At 69.8% G+C, this 22,158-nt stretch carries 14 protein-coding genes; 4 read left to right on the top strand and 10 right to left on the bottom strand.

Going from position 1 to position 22,158, the window contains the following annotated elements:
• Nucleotides 1–491 (top strand): HNH endonuclease (locus tag RWQ91_RS04380; RefSeq protein ID WP_314502944.1); only part of this gene is annotated, 491 nt, incomplete at its 5' end.
• A 99-nt stretch (nucleotides 492–590) separates the two neighbouring features.
• Here RWQ91_RS04380 and RWQ91_RS04385 read toward each other — a convergent pair.
• The 6 genes from RWQ91_RS04385 to RWQ91_RS04410 all read right to left on the bottom strand — a co-directional run bounded on the left by RWQ91_RS04385 (nucleotide 591) and on the right by RWQ91_RS04410 (nucleotide 9,475).
• A complete protein-coding gene (locus RWQ91_RS04385; protein ID WP_314502946.1) occupies nucleotides 591–2,957 on the bottom strand; it encodes an excinuclease ABC subunit UvrA in 2,367 nt (788 codons plus the stop codon).
• A gap of 125 nt (nucleotides 2,958–3,082) precedes the next feature.
• Entirely contained in the window at nucleotides 3,083–4,987 is a 1,905-nt protein-coding gene (locus RWQ91_RS04390; RefSeq protein ID WP_314502948.1) for a multicopper oxidase family protein, read from the bottom strand.
• Nucleotides 4,984–5,454 carry a DUF6220 domain-containing protein gene (locus tag RWQ91_RS04395; protein ID WP_314502950.1) on the bottom strand — a complete coding sequence of 157 codons (471 nt, stop codon included), beginning with the start codon at nucleotides 5,452–5,454 and terminating at the stop codon, nucleotides 4,984–4,986. Before RWQ91_RS04395 ends, RWQ91_RS04390 begins: the two co-directional genes overlap by 4 nt.
• A 314-nt stretch (nucleotides 5,455–5,768) precedes the next feature.
• The gene (locus tag RWQ91_RS04400) at nucleotides 5,769–6,347 is read right to left on the bottom strand and encodes a DNA-3-methyladenine glycosylase I (RefSeq protein ID WP_314502952.1); all 579 of its coding nucleotides are present in this window, start codon (nucleotides 6,345–6,347) and stop codon (nucleotides 5,769–5,771) included.
• On the bottom strand, nucleotides 6,344–7,345 hold the full coding sequence (locus RWQ91_RS04405; protein WP_314502954.1) for a DUF1731 domain-containing protein: 1,002 nt from the start codon (nucleotides 7,343–7,345) through the stop codon (nucleotides 6,344–6,346). Before RWQ91_RS04405 ends, RWQ91_RS04400 begins: the two co-directional genes overlap by 4 nt.
• A gap of 24 nt (nucleotides 7,346–7,369) precedes the next feature.
• Entirely contained in the window at nucleotides 7,370–9,475 is a 2,106-nt protein-coding gene (locus RWQ91_RS04410) for an acyl-CoA dehydrogenase (RefSeq protein ID WP_314502955.1), read from the bottom strand.
• 195 nt (nucleotides 9,476–9,670) lie between these two features.
• On the opposite strand from RWQ91_RS04410, the gene RWQ91_RS04415 reads away from it, so the two are divergent.
• Nucleotides 9,671–10,483 (top strand): glycoside hydrolase family 16 protein, encoded by an 813-nt coding sequence (locus RWQ91_RS04415; RefSeq protein ID WP_314502957.1) that lies wholly within the window; start codon nucleotides 9,671–9,673, stop codon nucleotides 10,481–10,483.
• Nucleotides 10,484–10,644: 161 nt separating this feature from the next.
• Here the strand turns inward: RWQ91_RS04415 and RWQ91_RS04420 are convergent, their stop codons facing one another.
• The 3 genes from RWQ91_RS04420 to RWQ91_RS04430 form a co-directional block, all read right to left on the bottom strand.
• Nucleotides 10,645–12,318, bottom strand: coding sequence for a formate--tetrahydrofolate ligase (locus RWQ91_RS04420; protein ID WP_314502960.1), 1,674 nt, complete (start codon nucleotides 12,316–12,318; stop codon nucleotides 10,645–10,647).
• Between the two features lie 22 nt (nucleotides 12,319–12,340).
• The gene (gene recQ, locus RWQ91_RS04425; RefSeq protein WP_314502962.1) at nucleotides 12,341–14,338 is read right to left on the bottom strand and encodes a DNA helicase RecQ; all 1,998 of its coding nucleotides are present in this window, start codon (nucleotides 14,336–14,338) and stop codon (nucleotides 12,341–12,343) included.
• Nucleotides 14,339–14,494: 156 nt separating this feature from the next.
• On the bottom strand, nucleotides 14,495–17,035 hold the full coding sequence (locus RWQ91_RS04430) for a DUF3516 domain-containing protein (RefSeq protein WP_314504314.1): 2,541 nt from the start codon (nucleotides 17,033–17,035) through the stop codon (nucleotides 14,495–14,497).
• A 100-nt stretch (nucleotides 17,036–17,135) separates the two neighbouring features.
• Between RWQ91_RS04430 and RWQ91_RS04435 the strand changes: the two genes are divergently transcribed.
• Both RWQ91_RS04435 and RWQ91_RS04440 read left to right on the top strand, forming a co-directional pair.
• Nucleotides 17,136–17,489, top strand: a complete 354-nt coding sequence (locus tag RWQ91_RS04435; RefSeq protein WP_314502963.1) for a GNAT family N-acetyltransferase — start codon at nucleotides 17,136–17,138, stop codon at nucleotides 17,487–17,489.
• Nucleotides 17,486–18,472, top strand: coding sequence for a pirin family protein (locus RWQ91_RS04440; RefSeq protein ID WP_314502965.1), 987 nt, complete (start codon nucleotides 17,486–17,488; stop codon nucleotides 18,470–18,472). The genes RWQ91_RS04435 and RWQ91_RS04440 overlap by 4 nt, the downstream gene beginning before the upstream one ends.
• A 28-nt stretch (nucleotides 18,473–18,500) precedes the next feature.
• Here RWQ91_RS04440 and RWQ91_RS04445 read toward each other — a convergent pair whose 3' ends face one another.
• Entirely contained in the window at nucleotides 18,501–22,097 is a 3,597-nt protein-coding gene (locus RWQ91_RS04445) for a S8 family serine peptidase (RefSeq protein ID WP_314502967.1), read from the bottom strand.
• Between the last annotated feature and the right edge of the window lie 61 nt (nucleotides 22,098–22,158).

Below are 22,158 nucleotides of genomic sequence, written 5' to 3' on the forward strand. Positions count from 1 at the left end.
CGACCGTGATCGTGCGGATCGACCACCACGACCTCGTCGCCGGGACCGGGTTCGCCACGATCGACGGGATCACCGCCCCGGTCTCGGCCAGGACCGCCCGGCGGATGGCCGCCGGGGGCGGGATCATCTCCTGCGTCCTCGACGGCGACTCCCAGATCCTCGACTGGGGACGCACGAAACGGCTGTTCACCCCCACCCAACGGCTCGCCCTGGTCGAACGCGACGGCGGCTGCGCCATGTGCGGGGCGCCACCCGGACATACGAAGGCCCACCACATCCGATGGTGGGCCAGGGACGCCGGACCCACCGACCTGCACAACGGGGTCCTGCTCTGCGAGTCCTGCCACCACCGCATCCACGACAACAACTGGGACATCCGCATCGACGGCACCGGCACCACCGCGAAAGTGTGGTTCATTCCCCCACCCCACGTCGACCCCACCCGAACCCCACGCCTCGGCGGACGCGCACGCTACGACTACGCCGCCTGAGCGACGGCACAGGCACCGACGACGGCGCCGGCACCGGCGATGGCGCGGAGACCGTCCACTACCGCCCCGGGCGGCCGGACGCGCTCCAATCGCCTTCGATCAGCCGGCGACGTACTCCTTCAAGTGCTTCGCGGTCAGGGTGTCCGCGGTCGCGATCAGATTCGCCGGTGTGCCCTCGAAGACGATCGTGCCGCCGTCGTGCCCCGCGCCCGGACCGATGTCGATGATCCAGTCCGCATGCGCCATGACGGCCTGGTGATGCTCGATCACGATCACGGAGTTGCCCGCCTCGACCAGGCGGTCCAGCATCCCGAGCATGTTCTCGACGTCGGCGAGGTGAAGGCCCGTCGTGGGCTCGTCGAGCACATAGATGGCGCCCTTCTTCGACATCGAGATCGCAAGCTTCAGCCGCTGCCGCTCCCCGCCGGAGAGCGTGTTGAGAGCCTGACCCAGAGTGATGTAGCCGAGACCGACGTCGATCATGCGCGCGAGCGTGGTGCGAGCCGAGGCGGCGATCTTCGTGCCGGCGAAGAAGTCCGCCGCCTCGACCGCCGACATGCCCAGCACCTCGGCGATGTTCATCCCCTCGAGGGTGTACTCCAACACCTCGTCGCTGAAGCCCGTGCCCTCGCAGAGTTCGCAGAGTGTCTCGACCGTCTGGGTGAACCCGAGAGTCGTGATGATTACGCCGAGCCCCCGGCAGGCGGGACAGGCGCCCTCGGAGTTCGCGCTGAACAGGGCCGGCTTGACGCTGTTCTCTTTTGCGAAGGCGGCGCGGATCGCGTCGAGGATGCCGGTGTAAGTCGCGGGGCTGCTGCGGCGCGACCCCTTGATCGGCGCCTGATCGACCACGACCACGTCATCGAACGCGGGCACGTTGCCGTGGATGAGCGAAGATTTGCCCGACCCGGCGACGCCGGTCACCACGGTGAGGATGCCCAGCGGGATGTCGACGTCGACACTCTTCAGGTTGTGCTGCGACGCCCCGCGGATCTGCAGCGCACCCTTGGGCGTGCGGGTGGATTGCTTGAGCCGCGCACGATCGTCGAGGTGCCGACCGGTGATCGTGTCGGAGGCACGCAGGCCGGCGACGTCCCCGGTGTACTGGATCTCACCCCCCGCCCGGCCGGCGCCGGGACCGAGGTCGACGATGTGGTCGGCGATCTCGATGACCTCCGGCTTGTGCTCGACGACCAGCACGGTGTTGCCCTTGTCCCGCAGGAGCTTCAGCAGCGCGTTCATCCGCTGGATGTCGTGGGGATGCAGACCCGCGGTCGGCTCGTCGAAGACGTAGCTGATGTCGGTCAGCGCGGATCCCAGGTGCCGGATCATCTTGGTGCGCTGCGCCTCTCCCCCGGAGAGCGTGCCCGACGACCGGTCCAGCGACAGGTAGCCCAGTCCGATGTCGACGAACGAGTCGATCGTCGCGCGCAGGCCGTGCAGGAGCGGTCCGACCTCCGGATCATCGACGGTGCGAAGCCAATCCGCCAGATCGGTGATCTGCATCGCCGCGACATCGGCGATGCTCAGTCCCTTGATCTTCGACGAGCGAGCACCCTCGTTCAGGCGCGTGCCGTGGCAGTCCGGACACGCGGTGAACTTCACGGCGCGGTCCACGAACGCCCGCACGTGCGGCTGCAGTCCGTCGCGATCCTTCTGAAGGAAGCTCTTCGTGATCTTGGGGATCAGACCCTCGTAGGTCATGTTGATGTTCTGGATCTTGACCTTCGTCGGCTCCTTGTAGAGGAAATCCTGACGCTCCTGGTCGGTGAAGTCCTTGATCGGCTTGTTCGGATCCATGAAGCCGGACTCTGTGAAGGCGCGCACCATCCACCCGTCGACGCTGTAGCCGGGGATCGTCAGCGCGCCCTCCGCGAGGGACTTCGTGCTGTCGAACAGTTCGTCCAGATCGACGTCGCTCGCCTCGCCGAGTCCCTCGCACCGCGGGCACATTCCTCCGGTGATCTCGAACGATCGGCGTTCCTTGACCTTCTTGCCGCCCTTCTCGAACGTCACCGCACCGGCTCCCGACACTGACGGGATGTTGAACGAGAACGCCTGCGGCGACCCGACGTGCGGCGAGCCCAGACGGCTGAACAGGATGCGCAGCATCGCGTGCGCGTCGGTCGCGGTACCCACGGTGGACCGGGAGTTGGCTCCCATCCGCTCCTGGTCCACGATGATCGCCGGACTGACGTTCTCGAGCGCGTCCACCTCGGGCCGGTTGAGCTGACCCATGAACTGCTGCACGAACGTGGGGTACGTCTCGTTGATCAGCCGCTGAGACTCGTTGGCGATCGTCGCGAACACGAGCGAGGACTTGCCCGATCCGCTCACTCCGGTGAACACCGTCAGACGACGCTTGGGGATGTCGACGCTGACGTTCTTGAGGTTGTTCTCGCGCGCACCCACCACCCGGATGAGCTCATGGGAGTCGGCGACGTGCGTGGCGGATGACTCGACCATGGTGTCCTCTCGGTCAGGGCGACCCTTCATTGTGCCCATGACAGCGGACACCCTGCTTCCTGAATCCTGCTCCGCGCAGGGGAACTGCGCGCGAGATCCGCCTGAGCCGAGGGGCTCAGGCGATTTCACTCGGCCTGGTTGTCCGCCGGGCCGCCGTGCTGGAACGGCGAGACCACTCCCTCGTAGGCGAGATGGGTGACCATCCCGAGGGCGGCGTGCTCGAGGTTATGGCAGTGATCCATCCAGATGCCGGGGTTGTCGGCGACGAGGGCCACCTTCCAGACCTGGCCCGGCAGCACGTCGAACGAGTCCAGCCACAGCGGCGAGGTCGCTCGTCGACCGTCGACTTCGAGGACGAGCACACGGTGGCCGTGGGGATGCATGGGGTGCACCTCGTACCCCCTGTTCACGATCGTCACGCGCACGGTGTCGCCTTCGCGGACGACCGTGGGCTCGATGTGAGGGTAGACCAGACCGTCGACCGTGTACGCGTATGCGGGACCGTCGGCTGTCAGGCGCGGCAGTCGGTCGAGCACCATCGTCCGCTCCACGTCGAACGACTCGTACGCCCAGTCGGGCATCGCGCTCTCGCCGTACGCGAGGGGATCGAAGACACCCTGCGGGGGCTGCGGCTCGGGAGGCTCGGCGCCGTCCCGCGGAACAAGACCGACGAACACGCTGCGGGACGCCGCATCCACGACCCGAATTCCGCCTTCGGGCATCGAGAAGCCGAGGTCGTAGCGACCACCGGCCGGAACGCGGATCGAGAGTCCCTCTATCTCCGACGGAGACTGCACGTCGGCCCCGTCGATCGCGAGCACGCGGAACGCGCTTCCGGTCGGGGTGAACGTGTGGGTGACCTGGTCGGTGTTGACCAGGCGCAGGCGAACCTGCGCGCCCGGGTCGACGGACCGCACGAAGGCCTCGTCTGTTGGGCCGAGCACGAGTCGACCGGCGAAGGTGTGCACGGGAATCGTCAGGTCCACCTCAGCGGCGGCGGATTCGGCGGGACGGATCACGAGGGTCCCGTAGAGGCCCTTGACCACCCCGACAGACGAGCGCTGATGGGTGTGATACCAATACGTCCCCGGCTGGGTCGCCTCGAAGCGGTAGGTGAAGCTGTCGCCGGGAGCGACGGCATCCTGCGTGACGCCGGCAACGCCGTCGTCGCCGTTCGGGACCGGGACGCCGTGCCAATGGATGGTGACGCCCTCGGCGATGTCGCGATTGCGCAGCGTCACCTCCACGAGATCGCCCACGGTGGCCTCGATCGCCGGTCCGCCCAGCTCGCCGTACGTCCACGCCTCGATCCGCTTGCCCGATTCCAGCTCGACCTCGGTGCGAGCGGCCTCGAGGGTCAGCGCAACATCCGCGGGCCGCGTCGATTCCTCGCGGAGGGTCGTGACCGACGTGACGGGACGCTCGCCGACGACGCCCTGCATTGCCTCGCCCTCATGGCCGTGCGCGGCCTCGAGTGGCCCTGGAGACGCGGCGGCGACCAACGACAGTGTGCCCGCCGTGAGCACGACAGCGGCGGCCGCCGCGACGACGGTCGTGAGGGGTCGCCGCGCTCGAGTCCTCCATAGCCTGAGGGCCGCGATCGCCGTCGCTCCGACGACGCCGACCACGACCGCGGCGGCAGTCCACACCGTCAGCGGTGCTCCGATCACGAACGGGACGAAGACACTCGACGCAGCGGCGAACGCGCCGGCCCAGGCTGCGACACGCGTCGACGTGGAGGCGGATCCGCCGGTGCGAAGGTCGCGCGTAGCGGACACGCCGAACCACACGAGGGCCGCGAGCGAGAGGGGCGCCGACGTCACAAGGCGGTCCGCGGCGAACCACCAATCGCGGCTCCAGAGCGCGAGGACCGCCATCTGGGTGCCGATCGTCGCCACCGCGGCGCCGGCCGCGAGAACCCACCACACCACACGCCGGACCGGCGCCGTCGAGGTCGCCACGGCACCCCAGCACACCGCGCTGCCCAGCCCCAGGGCGAGAGCGACGAGCTGGAGTGCGGTCGCACTCACGGTGCGGTCGCGGCAGTCGCGTCAGTGCGTCCGACGTCGGTGGTCGTGGCCGGCGTGGGTCGCCACGCGAGCACGAACGCACGTCGAGCGACGATGCCGGTGATGACCAGGATCGCGACGCCGTTGACCGCGTGGAGGCCCAGCATGAGCGATGCGCCCAGCGGCACCTCGGCCGACTCGGGGCCGACATTGAAGATCGCGCCGGTCAGGATGAAGAGCACCGTCTGGAAGGCGAGCAGGAGGATTGCGACGACCGTCAGCCAGATCGTCCCCTTTCCCGCGCGGGCGATCGCGGCAGTGATCAGCGACAGGATGAACAGGACGGGCAGCACGATCCGGCCGTTATTGCCGTGGATGCCGAACAGGCCCTCCTCGGGGATGCTGAAATGGCCCACGCCGGCGAAATAGAACTGGAGAACGACAGCGAGCACCGCGAGGATGCTGACGATCGAGAAGACTTTGCGCACAGTGACACTCCTTGTTGGCAATGCGGATCGGACTGCGGCGCCGGTGAGCGCCGACTCTGGGAGGAGGGCTGATGACGCCTTCCGATACATCGCACGAGGCGGAATCCGGCCGTCGGCGGTCATCGACGATCCGCCGCGCGTGCGCGGACTCCGCCTGCGCTCGCTGCGGAAATCCCCACCATGCCCCCCGGCATGCACGGTGCGGGAAGCGCAGACTCCCCGCCGTCAGGAGATTTTGACAGCGGATTCCGCGGCCCGCAAGAGCCCTGTCCTCCGTCCGCACGCCGGCGACATCGGGCCGGCTGTGGGTTTGGTCATTCTTCTCGAGCGCGCCAGCATCCCTCGACGTGGTCGTCGACCATGCCGGAGGACTGCATCAGGGCGTACATCGTCGTGGAGCCGACGAAGCGGAAGCCGCGCTTGCGCAGTGCCTTGCTCATCGCGTCCGACTCCGGCGTCGTGGCAGCGACGTCCGCGAAGGATTTCGGTCGCGGCCAGCGGGCCGGCGCGAACGACCACATGAACGCGTCGAACTCCCCATCCCCCAGTCCGAGCATGATCCGCGCGTTGGAGATGGTCGCCTCGATCTTCAGCCGGTTGCGGATGATGCCGGCATCCGCCATGAGTCGCTCGACGTCGCTCTCGTCGAACGCGGCGATCGCCGTCGGGTCGAATCCCGCGAACACCTCGCGAAAGCGCGGCCGCTTGCGCAGGATCGTGATCCACGACAGTCCCGCCTGAAACCCCTCGAGGCTCATCTTCTCGAACAGGGCCCGGTCGCCGTGCAGGGGGCGTCCCCACTCCTCGTCGTGATAGCGGCGGTACTCGGCGTCGTCACCGACCCAGGCGCAGCGGGCGATGCCATCGGGGCCGATTCTGACGTCAGCGGTCACCCGGCAACCCTACGACCCGACGTCGACACCTCGTGGATGCTGTCGCGCAGCGCCTCTTCGAGGTCCGGGTGCGCGAAGCGGAAGCCGGCCGCGGTCAGCTTCCCGGGCAGCGCCCAGCGGCTCTTGAGCACGAGTTCGGGCTCGGTGCGCAGCGCCCACATCGCCGGCTCCAGCATCCATCGATACGCGGGGAGGCCGACCGGGGCGCCGACGATGCGGCGCAGGGTGCTCATGAGGGTCCGGTTGTCGGACGGGTGCGGGCTCGCCAGGTTCACCGGCCCGCTGATGTCGTCGTGCTGAATGAGGAAGCGGATGCCGCCCACCACGTCGTCGATGTGGATCCAGCTGAACCGCTGCCCGCCCTTCGTGTCGTGGTGGGGTGCGCGGCCGTCGCCGCTCGGATGCGCGCCGATGCCTCGATAGCGGCCATGCTGCGGCCACCACCCGTCCACCTGCGGCCCGCCCAGGCCGAGTCGCGCCAGCCGCACGAGCATCCGTGTCGCCGGCCCGTCACCGAGCACGATCGCCATCCGCAGGGCGACACGGCGGGTGTGCGGCAGCTCGCCGGCGAAGAACTCCCTCTCCCAACTGGTGGCGACGTCGACCGAGAAGCCACTGCCCAGGACGCCGTCGATCTCGGTGTTCGGGCGGTCCATCGAGTGCCGGTAGATCGTCGCCGTCGAGGCATTCAGCCACACGCGCGGCGGCTGCGCTGCGGCAGCGACCGCCTGCCGGAGCGCGGTCGTCGTCTCCACGCGGGAGCGGAGGATCTCGTCGCGGTTCTCATCGGTGTAGCGGCAGTTCACCGATTTGCCCGCGAGGTTGAGGAGGACCTCCGCACCGTCGACGAGCCGCGCGATGCCGACCGGATCAGTCCAGCTCACCGCCGCGTGCCGCCCGATGGTGCGCACCTCGCAGCCCTCGTCCGAGAAGGCAGTGACCAGAGCCCGGCCGATGAAGCCGGTCGCACCGGCGATGACCACGCGGCGCTCGCTCACGGTCGAACCTCTTTGGCAAGCCCGCTACTTCTTGTTCGCGACCTTCTCGGAGATCGGGGCTTCGCCCGACTCTGCCAGGGCTCGATAGTAGTCGCGGGCCTCTTCCTGACGGATCCTCTCGGCGCCGGAGGCGATCGGTGCCCGCAGGTGCTCGGGCGCGTACCCGAAGGCGTCGACGAGGTCCTGGGCATGGGGACGCAGGCGCAGGCACAGACGGTCGATGTAGGCGGAGACAGCCGCGGCGCGCTGCGCCGACAGACGCCCGTTGATCAGGTACCAGGCCAGGTGCTTCTCGATCAGGCCGAGGCCGAACAGGTCTCGGAGCCACGTGAGCACGTGCTTCGTGCCGGCATCCTGTACCGAGTTGACGGCATCGGTGAACGCCTCCCACTGCAGCAGCTCACCGTGCGCGCGCGCCGCCTCGATCAGCTCGGACTGGTTCGCGTTGAACAGGGCGGCAGCGTCCGAGGACGAAAGGCCGGATGCCGGGCGCAGGCGTCCCGCGATGTCGGTGACCATCTGCTGCACGCGCCCGGTCAGCAGCTCGTGCTGCTGCTCCTCGCGCAGGCCGCGCTCGACGGCACGGGCGGTCGAACCGAAGTCGGTCACCGCCTGCCCGAGTTGACGGAGACCCGCACCGTGGAACACCTTGCCGGCGGTGTGGCCGACCGCATAGGCGGCCAGCGCCTTGGCGTCCTTGCCCTTGAACTGCTTGCCGAAGTCGCTGAGCAGCCGCTTTCCGACCAGCTGCAGCAAGACGTTGTTATCGCCCTCGAACGTCGCGTAGATGTCGAGGTCGGCGCGAAGGCCCACCAGCCGATTCTCGAAGAGGAAGCCGTTGCCGCCGCACGCTTCGCGTGCTTCCTGCAGCGTGTCCAGCGCGTGCCAGGTCGACAGGGGCTTGAGGGCAGCGGCGAGCGTCTCGAGGTCTTCGCGGTCGGCATCCGTGTCGGCCCGTCCGCTGAAGACGGCGTCGAACTTCTGCAGGAACTCGTCGTGCACGAAGATCGAGGCGTACGTCGTCGCCAGGCGCGGCAGCAGGCGCCGCTGGTGCTTGCCGTAGTCCAGCAGCATCACCTCGTCGGTGCCGGCGCCCGAGTCGAACTGGCGGCGCTGGTTCGCATACGTGATGGCGATGTTCAGCCCGATCGCCGACGCCCACGCGGCCGAGCCGTCCAGCGAGACGCGGCCCTGCACGAGCGTGCCGAGCATGGTGAAGAACCGGCGACCGGGGCTCGAGATCTGGCTCGAGTAGGTGCCGTCGGGCGCGACGTCGCCGTACTTGTTGAGGAGGTTGGTGCGCGGCACGCGCACGTGGTCGAAGTGCAGCCGACCGTTGTCGATGCCGTTGAGGCCACCCTTCAGCCCGTCGTCCTCGCCGCCCACTCCGGGCAGGAATCGTCCCTCCTCGTCGCGCAGCGGCACGTAGAAGCAGTGCACGCCGTGGTTGACGCCGTTGGTGATGAGCTGGGCGAACACGGTGGCGGCGATGCCGTGCAGTGCCGCGTTACCGAGGTAGTCCTTCCACGCCGCCCGGAACGGGGTGTGGATCACGAACTCCTCGGTCTCGGGGTCGTAGGTCGCCGTCGTGCCGACCGCGGCGACATCGGAGCCGTGTCCGGTCTCGGTCATCGCGAAGGCGCCGGGAGTCTCGAGACTCATGATGCCGGGCAGCCACTTGTCGTGGTGCTCCTTCGTACCCAGCTGCAGGACGGCCGAGCCGAACAGGCCCCACTGGACACCGGCCTTGATCTGCAGGCTCGGGTCGGCGGCGACCAGCTCTGCGAACCCGGCGATGTTCGCGCCGTTGTTCTCCGCGCCGCCGTACTCCTTCGGGAAAGCCCGCAGCACACCGCCCTGCTCGACGAGCAGGTGCATCTGACTGAGCACGCGCTCGCGGTGCTCCTCCATGCTGAGACCGTCGACACGCCAGAACGCCGGGTCCTTGATCATCTCGCGCGCCTCACGGCGGGTGTCGGCCCAGGTGCCGAGCAGCATGTCGGTCACCCGGTCGATGTCGATGCGAGCCTCGGATGCCTCGGCCGCGGTGTGCGGCGCGGTCGGAGCACCGCCGGCGGGCGTGCGCTTGCTCGTGGCGGGCTTGTGTGAACGGACGGCGGCGTCGGCCATGCGCGGCACCTTTCGGTGGGAGGAGGGAGTCGATACGACGGTAGGACTCCCACAAGCCGCCTCCAAGTCCGTTGGATGATCTGCACAACGCTCAGGGTGAGCGTCCGGCCCGTCGATTGTGCTCTCCCGACAGCGGCGCGCACGCGATGTCGGTGGCACGCTCGAGGATGGCGATCGACAAGGGGAGTGGATGCCGTGGCCACCGATTCGGCGGACGATGATCGATCCGCGCTCGACCTGTCGGGCCGCGTGCCGGATCACGACGAGCGCTTCGACCGCGGTTCGCTCGACGAGTCACGGTGGTGGCCGTACTACACGCCGCACTGGTCGTCGCGCGCCGCATCCGCTGCCCGCTACGACCTGGGCGAGGACGGACTCACTCTGCGGATCGACGGCGACACTCCCCCGTGGTCGCCGGAGTTCGATGGAGAGGTGCGCGCGTCGCACCTGCAGACCGGGCAGTTCTCGGGACCGGTCGGCAGCGACGCGGGTCAGCATCGGTTCCGCGACGGACTGGTCGTCCGGGAAGAGCAGCCCGAGAGGCGGTTGTGGCTGCCGCACTTCGGCGTGATCGAGGTGCGGATGCGGGCGATCCGGCATCCCGATGCGATGGTGGCGTTCTGGCCGATCGGCTTCGAGGAGCGCCCCGAGGACAGCGGTGAGATCTGCATCGCAGAGATCTTCGGCAGCGAGCTCGACGACACCGGGGGCTGGGTGGGCGTCGGGGTCAAGCCGCAGCGCGATCCCCGCCTCTCTCTCGACTTCGAGAAGATCCGCGTCGAGGGCGATCTGACCCGGTTCCACGACTACGCCGTCGAGTGGGACGAGCATCGGCTCCGGTTCTTCATCGACGGGCGGTGGGTCAAGACGGTCCGCCAGCGGCTGGATTACCCGGTGCAGCTCATGCTCGACGTGTACGAGCTGCCGAACGAGCGCGGTGTTCGGGATGCCGCGGCCCATCCCCTGCGTTTCGATGTCGAACGGGTCCGCAGCTTTCCACCGCGGTAGCCTGCATCCCGCTCGAGTCGGGTGCACAGCCGGCACGCATCTCGAGGGACGACAATGACGCCACGCCCGTCAGGTCGAGTCGTCGATTCCGATCCGACGGACCAGCCGACGCGAGCGGCGGCCCCATCGAAGCTGGGGGCCGCCCTCGGGTCGGTTCTTGCTCAGAAGAGTCCGACGATGCGTCCGCTCTCGTCCACGTCGATCGTCATGGCGGCCGGGACCGCCGGCAGCCCCGGCATCGTCATGATGTCCCCGCACACCATCACGACGAAGCGGGCGCCCGCGGCCAGGCGCACCTCGCGGATGTCGACCGAGTGCCCGGACGGCGCTCCGCGCAGCTTCGGATCCGTCGAGAACGAGTACTGCGTCTTGGCCACGCACACGGGGTAGCTGCCGTACCCCTCCGACTGCAGGCGCTTGATCTGCGCGCGCACCGCGCTGCTGGCGGTGATCTCCGACGCGCCGTAGATGCGAGCCGCGATGGTCTGCATCTTCTCCCACAGCGACGCGTCGTCGGGGTAGGTGAAGCGGAGTTCGGACGGCTCGGCGCACAGCCGGACGACTTCGCGCGCGAGCTGCTCGGCACCGACGCCGCCCTCCGCGAAGTGCGTGGCGACGACGGCCACCGCCCCGGCCCTCTCCACGGCCGCCACCAGCGCCGCCACTTCGGCATCCGTGTCCTCCGCGCGGTGGTTGACGGCCACCACTGCGGGCAGACCGAAGGTCTCGCGCACCGTGACGAGGTGGCGCGTCAGGTTCACCATGCCGCGCTCGAGGGCGTCCACGTCCTCCCGCGCGAGGTCCGCGACCTCGACGCCGCCGTGGTACTTCATCGCCCGCACGGTGGCGACGATGACGGCGACGGACGGACGCAGGCCCGTCGTGCGGCACAGGATGTCGACGAACTTCTCGGCTCCGAGATCGGCCCCGAAGCCGGCCTCGGTCACGACATAGTCGGCCAGGTGGAGTGCCGCACTCGTTGCGAGGAAGGAGTTGCAGCCGTGCGCGATGTTGGCGAACGGACCACCGTGGACGAAAGCCGGAGTGTTCTCGAGGGTCTGCACCAGGTTGGGAGCCAGGGCGTCGCGCAGCACCGCAGTCATCGCACCGTGCGCGCCGAGCTCGCGTGCGCTGACCGGTTCGCGGTTCCGCGTGTAGCCGACCACGATGTCGCCGAGCCGCTCTTTGAGGTCGGCGAGGTCGGTGGCGAGGCAGAAGATCGCCATGACCTCGGAGGCGACCACGATGTCGAAGCCGGATTCGCGGGGATATCCGTTGCCGGGTCCGCCCAAGCCGATCACGACATCGCGCAGAGCGCGGTCGCTCACGTCGAGCACTCTGCGCCAGGTGATGCGACGGACGTCGATGCCGAGCGCATTGCCGTGGTGGATGTGGTTGTCGATCATCGAGGCCAGGAGGTTCGTCGCGACCGCGATGGCGGAGAAGTCACCGGTGAAGTGCAGGTTGATGTCCTCCATCGGAACGACCTGCGCGTATCCGCCGCCGGCCGCACCGCCCTTCATCCCGAACACCGGCCCCAGCGCGGGTTCGCGCAGGCAGATCATCGCCCGCTCGCCGATGCGGGTGAGCGCGTCGCCCAGACCGACGGTCGTGGTCGTCTTGCCCTCGCCCGCCGGCGTCGGTGAGACGGCCGTGACCAGGACGAGTTTGCCCTCAGGCCTGTCGCGGATGGAGCGCAGGTATTCCAGCGACACCTTCGCCTTGTAGCGGCCGTAGGGTTCGAGGCTCTCCTCGGGGATGCCGAGGCGCTCGGCGACAGCCGCGATCGGCAGCATCTGCGCCGCGTGGGCGATGTCGATATTGCTCAGGCTCATCGTCGAACCTCCCACGCCGAGCCTAGGGCGAGGACGCGGAGATGACCTCGAGCACCGCGGCGCCGTAGGCCTCGCGCTTCTTGGCTCCGATGCCGGTGATGCCATCCAGGTCGCCGAGTGTCGCAGGCCGGTGCTCGGCGAGGGCGCGCAGGGTGGCATCCCCGAAGACGATGTAGGCCGGCATCCCCTGCTCCTTGGCGACGCCGGCCCGCCACTCCCGCAGCGCCTCGAAGAGGGGGCGATCGGAGGAGCTCAGGGACTCGGATGCCGCGCCCTTGCGCGTCCGCGGCGACCCGCCGCCCGAGCCGCCGCGGCCGAGGACATCGCGTCGCAGCGGCACCGGCGCTTCGCCGCGGAGCACCGGACCGGCGGGATCCCCCAGCGCGAGGGTGCCGTACTCGCCCTGCGGAACGAGGATGCCGAGCGCCAGCAGCTGGCGGATGACGCTGCGCCAGTCCTGATCGGTCAGGTCGGCTCCGAGGCCGTAGGTGGAGAGCGCGTCGTGCCCCTTCTGGCGGATGCGGTCGGTGGAAGCGCCGCGCAGGATGTCGACGAGGTGCCCGGCGCCGAACGCCTGACCGCGCTCGCGCTGCAGCCGCACGATCGTCGAGAGCAGCTTCTGCGCGGGAACCAGCCCGTCCCAGGTCTCGGGCGCCTGGAGGCAGGTGTCGCAGTTGCCGCACGGGGTGGATGCCTCACCGAAGTACCCGAGCAGGTTCTGACGGCGGCACCCGACTGTCTCGCACAGGGCCAGCATGGCGTCGAGGTGCTGTCCGAGCCGGGTCTTGTAGGCCCGCTCGCCAGGCGACTGGTCGATCATCCGCCGCTGCTGCACGACGTCGCCGAGGCCGTAGGCCATCCAGGCGACGGACGGCTCGCCGTCCCGTCCGGCGCGGCCGGTCTCCTGGTAATACCCCTCGACGGATTTGGGGAGGTCGATATGGGCGACGAAGCGCACGTCCGGCTTGTCGATGCCCATGCCGAACGCAATGGTCGCGACCATGACCACGCCGTCCTCACGGAGGAATCGACCCTGGTGCGCCGCGCGCACCGAGGAGTCGAGCCCCGCGTGGTACGGCAGGGCGTCGATGCCCTGCGTCCGCAGGTAGTCGGCGGTCTGCTCGACGCTCTTGCGGCTGAGGGCGTAGACGATGCCGGCGGAGCCGGGCGGCTGCGACCGGATGAACGAGAGCAGCTGCTTTCGCGGCTCGACCTTGGGGTCGATGCGGTATTGGATGTTCGGGCGGTCGAAGCTCGCGACGAAGTGGCGTGCGTCAGGCAGCCGCAGCCGTTCGGTGATCTCGCGGTGCGTGGCGTCGGTGGCCGTCGCGGTCAGCGCGACGCGCGGGACGCCGGGGAACTGCTCGCCGAGGTCGCCGAGCATGAGGTAATCGGGCCGGAAGTCGTGCCCCCACTGCGACACGCAGTGCGCTTCATCGATCGCGATGACGCTCAGGGTGCCGCGCCGCAGCAGTGCCCGGGTCGCGGTGTTCGAGAGGCGCTCGGGCGCGACGTAGATCAGGTCCAGCTCCCCGGACAGGTACGCGCGCTCGACCGCCGCGCGCTGAGGCGCCGCCTGGGTCGAGTTGAGGTAGGCCGCGCGGACACCGTTCGCGACCAGGGCGTCGACCTGGTCGTGCATGAGCGCGATGAGCGGGCTGACGACGAGTCCGGTGCCGGGACGAACGAGGGCGGGGATCTGATAGATGAGGCTCTTGCCGCCTCCGGTGGGCATGAGCACGACCGCGTCTCCGCCCGCGATGACCTGGTCGATCGCGTCCGCCTGATTCCCGCGGAAGGTCTCGTAGCCGAAGACGGTGTGCAGCGCCTCGGCGGGCGTCGCGAAGCGCGAGGGGGTGGCCCGCGGAGTGGGGGGTGCCGCGGCGGGGGGCGGCGGCATCCATTGGTCGTTCGAGGGAGGCGACCACGCGTCTGCGGGAGGCTCCCAGTCATCCTCGGGTGGGGGCTCGTCATCGGCCCACACCGCGTCGGCGTACGGGTCGGCGGACGGGATGCTCATCGGCTCAAGGGTAGCCCGCGTCTGCGACACCTCCGGGCCCCCGCGGCGCCCTCCCCACCGCGCCCCCACCGACTTGTCGTGAATGTCGGCGACACGCCGGGCGGGAGCGACATATACGACAAGTCAGCGAGGGGGCCGGGGGCCGGGGCGGATGCGCTACAGGCGGAGCACCTCGGTGATGCGCACGACCGCGGCGCCCTCTGCCTCCGAGGCCGCCAGGTCCACCTCGCCGCGGATGCGCCAGTCATGGTTGCCGTCGGGGTCGTCGATCGTCTGCTCGACTTTCCAGACCCCGGATGCCGCAGCCTCGCTCTCATCGACGGTCACCAGCCGCGGAGAACGCGCCGGCCCGCCGGTGAGCATCTGGTCGTGCTCGTCGAAGTACGCGTCCAGCGCCGCTGACCAGTCCACGTCCGGGTCGAGCTCGGCCAGCTCGTCGTCCTTCTGCAGGGCGGCCAGGCGCACGCGACGGAACAGCTCGTTGCGCACGAGCACCAGGAACGCCCGGCGATTGGTGAGGACCGACGCCGGGGCGGGCGGCACGACCGGCGCGGTCGGGTCGGCGACGGGGTTGATGAGGCTCTCCCACTCGTCGACGAGGCTCGAGTCGACCTGGCGGACGAGCTCGCCCAGCCACGCGATGATGTCGAGCAGCTCGGGCGTCTGCGCCTCGGTCGGCACGGTCTGGCGGATGGCGCGGTACGCGTCGCTGAGGTACCGCAGCACAAGTCCCTCGCTGCGGGCCAGCTGGTACACCTGGATGAGCTCCGCGAAGGACAGCGCCCGCTCGAACATGTCGCGCACGACCGACTTGGGCGACAGCTCGAAATCGCGCACCCACGGTTGGCTCGAGGCGAACACCTCGAACGCCTGCTCCAGCAGCAGCGCAAGCGGCTTCGGGTGGGTGATCTCCTCGAGCAGCTCCATGCGCTGCTCGTATTCGATGCCTTCCCGCTTCATCGCCGCGACGGCTTCGCCGCGCGCGAGGAACTGCTGCTGCGACAGCACCGGGCGCGGGTCGTCGAGCGTGGCCTCGATCACGCTCACGACGTCGAGCGCGTAGTGCCCCGTCCCCGCGGCATCCGGCGCATCGGCGGGGTCCAGCAGGCCGATCGCGGCCAGGGCGAACGGTGACAGCGGCTGGTTGAGTGCGAAGTTCGGCTGCAGGTCGACAGTGAGACGGATGGATCTCGGTACGCTCCCTGCGCTCGCCACTCGATCACCGGGGGGAGGCACGGCCACGACGACCTCGGCGGCGACCAGGGTGCGGAAGATGCCCAGCGCCCGCCGCGCGAGCTCATACTTGCGCGCGCGGGACTGGTGGTTGTCGAACACGAGCGAGCGGACGTTCTCGAACACATCCCCGCCGCGGGCGATGACGTTGATGAGCATCGCCGCGGTCAGCTGAAGGTGCGGCTCGAGCGGCTCGGGCTCTGCGCCGACCAGGCGCTCGAACGAAGCCTCTCCCCAGTTGACGAAGCCCTGCGGCGCCTTCTTGCGCACGATCTTCTTCTGCTTCTTGGGGTCATCACCCGCCTTCGCGACGGCCGAGGTGTTCTCGATCTCGTGCTCGGGCGCCATCACGACGACGGTTCCCGCCGTGTCGTAGCCGGCCCGTCCCGCCCGCCCGGCGACCTGGTGGAATTCCCGGGCGCTGAGCTGCCGCATCCGCTGCCCGTCGTACTTCGCGAGCGCCGTGATCATCACGGTGCGGATCGGCACGTTGATGCCGACACCGAGTGTGTCGGTTCCGCAGATGACGCGCAGCAGACCGCGCTGGGCGAGCGTCTCGACCAGCCGGCGGTAGCGCGGAAGCATTCCGGCGTGGTGGACCCCGATGCCCGCGCGCACATAGCGCGACAGCGTGCGGCCGAACGCGGTGGTGAACCGGAAGCCGCCGATCGCCTCGGCGATCGCGTCCCGCTGCTCCCGCGAGACGATCCGCACAGACGACAGCGCCTGTGCCCGCTCCATGGCCGCGGCCTGCGAGAAGTGCACGATGTAGATCGGCGCCTGACCGGTCTCGAGCAGCTCCTCGACCGTTTCGTGCACGGGCGTGCGCGCGTAGGAGTAGTGCAGCGGCACCGGGCGCTCGACGCCGGTGATCGTCGCGGTCGGGCGGCCCGTGCGTCGGGACAGGTCCGCGGCGATCTCGGTGACATCCCCCAGGGTCGCCGACATCAGGACGAACTGCGCGCGCGGCAGCAGGAGGAGCGGAACCTGCCAGGCCCACCCGCGGTCGGGGTCGCCGTAGTAGTGGAACTCGTCCATCACGACCTGATCCACCTGCGCGTCGGCGCCCTGGCGCAGGGCGAGATTGGCCAGGATCTCGGCGGTGCAACAGATGATCGGCGCGTCCGGATTGACCGACGAGTCCCCCGTCACCATGCCCACGCTCTCGGCACCGAAGATCTCGACGAGGGCGAAGAACTTCTCGCTCACGAGCGCCTTGATCGGAGCGGTGTAGTACGTGCGCCCGCCGCGCGCCAGGCAGGCGGCATGCGCCGCGATCGCGACGAGCGACTTGCCGGTGCCGGTCGGCGTGGACAGGATGACGTTCGCACCCGAGGCGATCTCGATCGCCGCCTCGTCCTGCGCAGGATAGAGCGACAGGCCCCGGTCGGCCGCCCACGCGACGAAGCCGTCGTACACCGCGTCATCGCTCGCCCCGTTCGGGATGCGGTCACGCAACGTCATCGACACCACCCGAGTCTGCCAGCCTCGGGCGGCGGCCCGGCGTGCTGGCGGAATGCTCCACCCGCCCCTACGTTGAACACGAGGACGAAGGGAACCCCCGATGACCACGCCCGCCACGAATCCCCCGCCCGACACCACGGCAGACGCCGAACCGCGCGTCGAGCGCAACGACGACGAGAACCGCTACGACATCCTCGTCGGCGATGACCTCGCCGGCTTCACGGAATACCGCATCGACACCCACGGCCGGCTCGTGTTCACGCACACCGAGGTCGACCCCGCCTTCGAAGGGCGCGGGCTCGCGGGGATCCTGGTGCGCACCGCGCTGAGGGATGTCGCCGCGCGCAACGAGACGATCGTGCCCCGCTGCCCGTACGTGGTGCGCTGGCTCGGGCGCCATGACGTGGACGGTCTGCAGATCGTGTGGCCGAACGAACCCGGCTTCGTGCGATGACGCGCCTGGACGCCGATGACGCCGTCCGGCGGGAGACCGGCGCCGAGTGCGACGGTCCGCGAGCGCTGCTGCTGGAATCCCGCGAGGTCCCCCTCGGGGGCGTGCGGGCGATGTCGGTGCACCGCTCGCTGCCGCAGCGCGACCTTCCTCTCGTCGGTGCGTGGTGCTTCCTCGACCGGTTCGGACCCCAGGTCACGCGCATGCGGGTGGAGCCGCATCCGCACATCGGCCTGCAGACGGTGACGTGGCCGTTCGCGGGTGAGATCCGCCATCGCGACTCCATGGACAGCGACGTGGTCCTGAGTCGCGGCGCCCTGAATCTCATGACGAGCGGCGCCGGAATCGCCCACTCGGAATACTCCGTGGGCGACGGCCCGGTCGAGCTCGACGCCCTGCAGCTGTGGGTCGCCCTGCCGGAGACGCGCCGTCACGGCGTCGCCGCGTTCGAGCGCCACGAGCACCTTCCGACGCTCGAACTCGCCGAGCCGGGCGAGCCCGCGGCGACGGCGACGGTGGTGCTCGGCGAGCTGGCCGGCGTCGCCTCGCCGGCGACGGTGCATACCCCCATCGTCGGCGCGGAGATCGCGCTGGCACCGGGTGCGCGCGTCGAGGTTCCGCTGCGATCGGACTGGGAGTACGCGATCGTCGGGGTGGAGGGCATCACCAGCGTGGGCGCGGGAGCCGACGGCCGGACCGGGGTCGACCGGCAGCACCTGCTCTATCTCGGAATCGGGCGTGACGGCATCCAGATCGACGCCCCGGACGGAGCGCTCGTCTTCGTGCTCGGCGGCGAGCCGTTCGAGGACGAGATCGTCATGTGGTGGAACTTCGTCGGACGCTCGCACGAGGAGATCGCCGAGGCACGCGAGGAGTGGGAGGCCGGTTCAGCGCGCTTCGGCCACGTGGTGGGTCACGGCGACGAACGAGTGCCCGCTCCGCCCCTGCCGGGCGTGCGCCTCACTCGCCGGCAGCGACGCATCTGAGCAGCGAGCGCGCTCGAGCATGGCCCACTCAGTCGCCGACGGCGAATTCGGTCTCGCCGTCGGACGCGGCCACTCCGCGGCTTCCCGAGTAGTCAGCGACGACGAGATGGGTGCCGCGCGTCGGGGCCGGGAGCACGAAGGTCACTCTTCCGCCGGCCAGCGTGCCCACGTACGCCGTGCCGTCCACCCGTACGGTGACGGTCCCGGTCGCGGGGAGACCGTCGGCGGTGACGACGACGGTGGCGGTGTACCGGTCTGTGACGGAGCCCGTCGATCGATTCATCGTCACTGCGACCGTCGACCGCGTCTCCACGATGAGAGGCGCGCTCACCGCGACGCCGGCGTTGATGTTGCCCCGCTCGACAGCGGTGACCTGCGCGGTGAGCGACGTTCCGGCATCCACCCCTCGCACGCGGTACTCCCGCTCGTCGGCGGCCTCGATCGGCTCGCCGTCGCGCAGCCACTGGTAGCTGATCGAGACTTCGTCCGCATCCCATTCGGGAGACTCCACGCGCAGCAGCCCGCCGATGACGGCGTCCCCGCTGATCACCGGCGGAGCGTCGGCGGCAGGAGCGGCGGCCCCCGCCGACACGCGGACGAGGGTGCGGGCGGGCGTCTGGCCGTAGGCCACGACGCCGACATAGTCGGCGCCGGGGTCCAGACCCGTCCACGACAGTGTGAACGGCATGGTCTCGCCCGCGGTCGCAGTGGTGGACTCCGCCGCAACGCTCAGCGATCGTGACGAGGTGTCCACGACGGCCGACGTGAGATCCCACACCGAGTGGTCGGATGCTGCGGCCAGGTCCACGACGACCAGGTAGGAGCCCGGCTCCGGATCGACCAGGGTCACCCGATCGAGACCGTCCGCGTTTTCCGCGTCGAAGCGTGCGGCATACACCTGTCCGTCGGTCTCGGCTTCAGGCTGGGCGAGCCGGTAGACCGTCAGGCGAGGGCCATCGGCGGACGCGGCGAGAGCGAACTCCGCGAGCCTCGCCCCCTCGGGGACCGGCACGGTCCAGGCGATCCGGCCGTTCGCATCGCCGGAATCCCCATCGCCCGAATGACCCTGCACGGGTTCGTCCGGGTCCACGAGCAGGTCGACGCGAGCGAGCCCGGCCCCATCGAGCGTGATCTCGCCCGTCGAGCCCGATACCACCTGAGCCACGGCGGTGCCCTCGACTCCCACCCCGGCCGCGACCGGCGTCGGGCTCGCCGCCGCGGGTCGCACCGCCAACGGCGAGCGCACCCAGGTGCCGTCCGCCTCGGTCCACACCAGGAATCCGGTGGCCCAGAGGCCGGCCGGTGCGCTGTCGTTCTCGAAGGTGACGGTGTAGGTCTGGGTGTCGCCTGCGGCGGCGAACGTGAGCACCGACGGACTCACGCTCACCTCGACGCCCGGGATGCTCGCGGCGACCTCATAGGTTCCTGCGCGCGCCGCGGTGAGCGTCCGCGTCACGGTGTGCGTCGGCCCGAGCTCGGGGATCGCGATCGAGGGGAGGTTCAGCTCACCGGCAGGCTCGGCCGCGGACTCCGTCGGCGGCCGCGGGCCGTGCCCGCCGTCCTGGAGATATCGCTGCCACTGCGCCGGTCCGCTGAGATACAGCAGCCCGGGGTCGAGGGCGCGTGCCGCGTCGACCGATCCGGCACCCTGGGCGAACGGATCGGCGGCGAACCCGGCATCGCCCTCGACGGCATCACCTGCCGTCGTCATGAGCGCGGACTTGATCTCGTCGGGCATCGCGCCGGGGTGTGCTGCCAGGTAGGCGGCGGCCAGACCGGCCACCGCGGGTGCTGCCATGGACGTGCCGGAAGAAAGCGCCCAGGTCGGCGCGCCAGTGCTCGCATCGACCGAGGGGGCGAGGACTGCGACGCCCGGAGCTGCGACGTCGGGTGTCAGGACATCGCCGCGCACCGTCGGCCCGCGCCCGGAGAAGCCGGCGATCTGCGCGGGCGCATTCCCGTCGTCGACCGCACTCAGGCTCGCGGTCGTGCCGGACTGGACGGCGGCCAGCAGCGCAGCGCGCTCGGCCGCGCCGATGTGCACGGTCGGCACCGCATCGAGCTCGGCGTCCAGGGATCCGTCGGCGACGTTGACGAGCACCATGCCGACACCGCCCGCGTCCCTCACTTCTCGTGCTTTCTCGTCCCGCGGGTTGGTGCCGCGGTCGCACACCACGATCGCACCCTGCACCACGGCCGGGTCCAGAGTTCCCTCGTAGCAGAGGTGCGCATCCGCCGACCCGTCTTTCGCGGCATCGCCCGCGAACACGATCGGCGCGGTGATCGGGGCGTCCGCGGAGACCGACGCCGACACCCCCGGCGCTTCGAAGCCGTCTGCGAGCCGGACGGTCGCTGCGAATCCCGTCGACGTGGATGCCGCCACCGTCGTGTACCAGGGCGCGCCTCCGTGTCCTGTTCCGGGCGCCGGGCCGGCGTTGCCGGCGCTCACGGCGACCGACACACCGGCCTGCGCGGCGCCGTAGAGTGCCAGGTCGACAGCGCCGAAGTCCTGGCCAGGCTGCTCGGCGCCCAATGAGAACGAGATCACATCGACGCCGTCCGACACCGCCCGGTCCAGGGCGGCCAGCACGTCGGTGCCGGCGCAGAGGTCGTCGGCACTCGAGAGCGGATCGCGGCCGACGTAGCAGGCTTTGTACGAGGCGATGCGAGCGTCCGGCGCAGCCCCCGAGACGCTTCCGAACGCCGTGCCGTCGATCTCCGCGTCGACCGCGGTGTTTCCGGCGGCGATCCCCGCGACGCGCGATCCGTGTCCGTCGGCATCCCTCGGGGAGAGGACGTCGTGCGCCAGGTCGAAACCCGCCGCCTCTGCGCCGGCGGAGAAGTACTGCGCTCCGACGAGCTTGGTGGAGTACTCCGATCGCGTCCAGTCATCGTCGCTTACCCGTTCACTCCGGAACTGGCGACCATCGGCCTTCGGCACGACGACAGTGCTGCCGGCCAGATACACGCGGGCCGCTCTGCTCGTGGTGAGCCGGTCGCCGGCGAAGGAGGGGCTGTCCGGCTCGATGCCGGTGTCGATGGTTCCCACCACGACGCCGTCGCCGCCGGACCCCGGTGCGGCGGCTGCCGGTGAGACACCGGAAGCGACGGCAGCGCGCGCGTGTGATGCGGAAGAGACGCCGTCCGGGCGGAAGATCTCCTCGGGATAGAGCGCGAGAACCCCCGCGGTCCCGGCGACCCGGGCCGCGGCATCCGGGGTCAATTTCGCGCTGAAGCCATTGAGCACGGTCTGGTAGGTCGCGAGCGGTTCCACCCCCGCCTCTTCGGCGACCTGCTTCTGGCGACTCTGCAGGAATGCGGCGTACCTCTCCGCCCGCGTGGCGTGCGGGTCGAAGAGCTCGCCGTCTGCCGCGGCGGTTCCCGCGAAGCCGCGCTCGCCACCCCGGTATGCCACCACCGGGTCGCCATCGAGAACCACGATGTACGTGCCGGTCGAGGATGCGACCGGCACCGGGGCGATCGCTCCTCCGACCGGGCTCGGCGCCGGCGCGTCCGAGGCGGATGCGCCTCGCGGACCGGCGTACGCCGCACCCGCGCCGAATCCGCCGCTCACCAGTGCCGCAAGCGCGACGCAGGCCGCGATGCGCGTGGCGCGTCGACCCATGGCGGACTCCCGGTGGGTGGTGGGCTGCGCGCTGTCGTGGCTGCGCAGTGTGCCGTCAACC

This window comes from uncultured Microbacterium sp., assembly GCF_963524805.1.
GTDB lineage: Bacteria > Actinomycetota > Actinomycetes > Actinomycetales > Microbacteriaceae > Microbacterium.

Coding starts and splice junctions, on each gene's coding strand:
- RWQ91_RS04410 (WP_314502955.1), bottom strand. CDS start 9,475: ATGGCCGACGCCGCCGTCCGTTCACACAAGCCCGCCACGAGCAAGCGC.
- RWQ91_RS04430 (WP_314504314.1), bottom strand. CDS start 17,035: ATGACGTTGCGTGACCGCATCCCGAACGGGGCGAGCGATGACGCGGTG.
- RWQ91_RS04385 (WP_314502946.1), bottom strand. CDS start 2,957: ATGGTCGAGTCATCCGCCACGCACGTCGCCGACTCCCATGAGCTCATC.
- RWQ91_RS04440 (WP_314502965.1), top strand. CDS start 17,486: ATGACGCGCCTGGACGCCGATGACGCCGTCCGGCGGGAGACCGGCGCC.
- RWQ91_RS04435 (WP_314502963.1), top strand. CDS start 17,136: ATGACCACGCCCGCCACGAATCCCCCGCCCGACACCACGGCAGACGCC.
- recQ (WP_314502962.1), bottom strand. CDS start 14,338: ATGAGCATCCCGTCCGCCGACCCGTACGCCGACGCGGTGTGGGCCGAT.
- RWQ91_RS04445 (WP_314502967.1), bottom strand. CDS start 22,097: ATGGGTCGACGCGCCACGCGCATCGCGGCCTGCGTCGCGCTTGCGGCA.
- RWQ91_RS04420 (WP_314502960.1), bottom strand. CDS start 12,318: ATGAGCCTGAGCAATATCGACATCGCCCACGCGGCGCAGATGCTGCCG.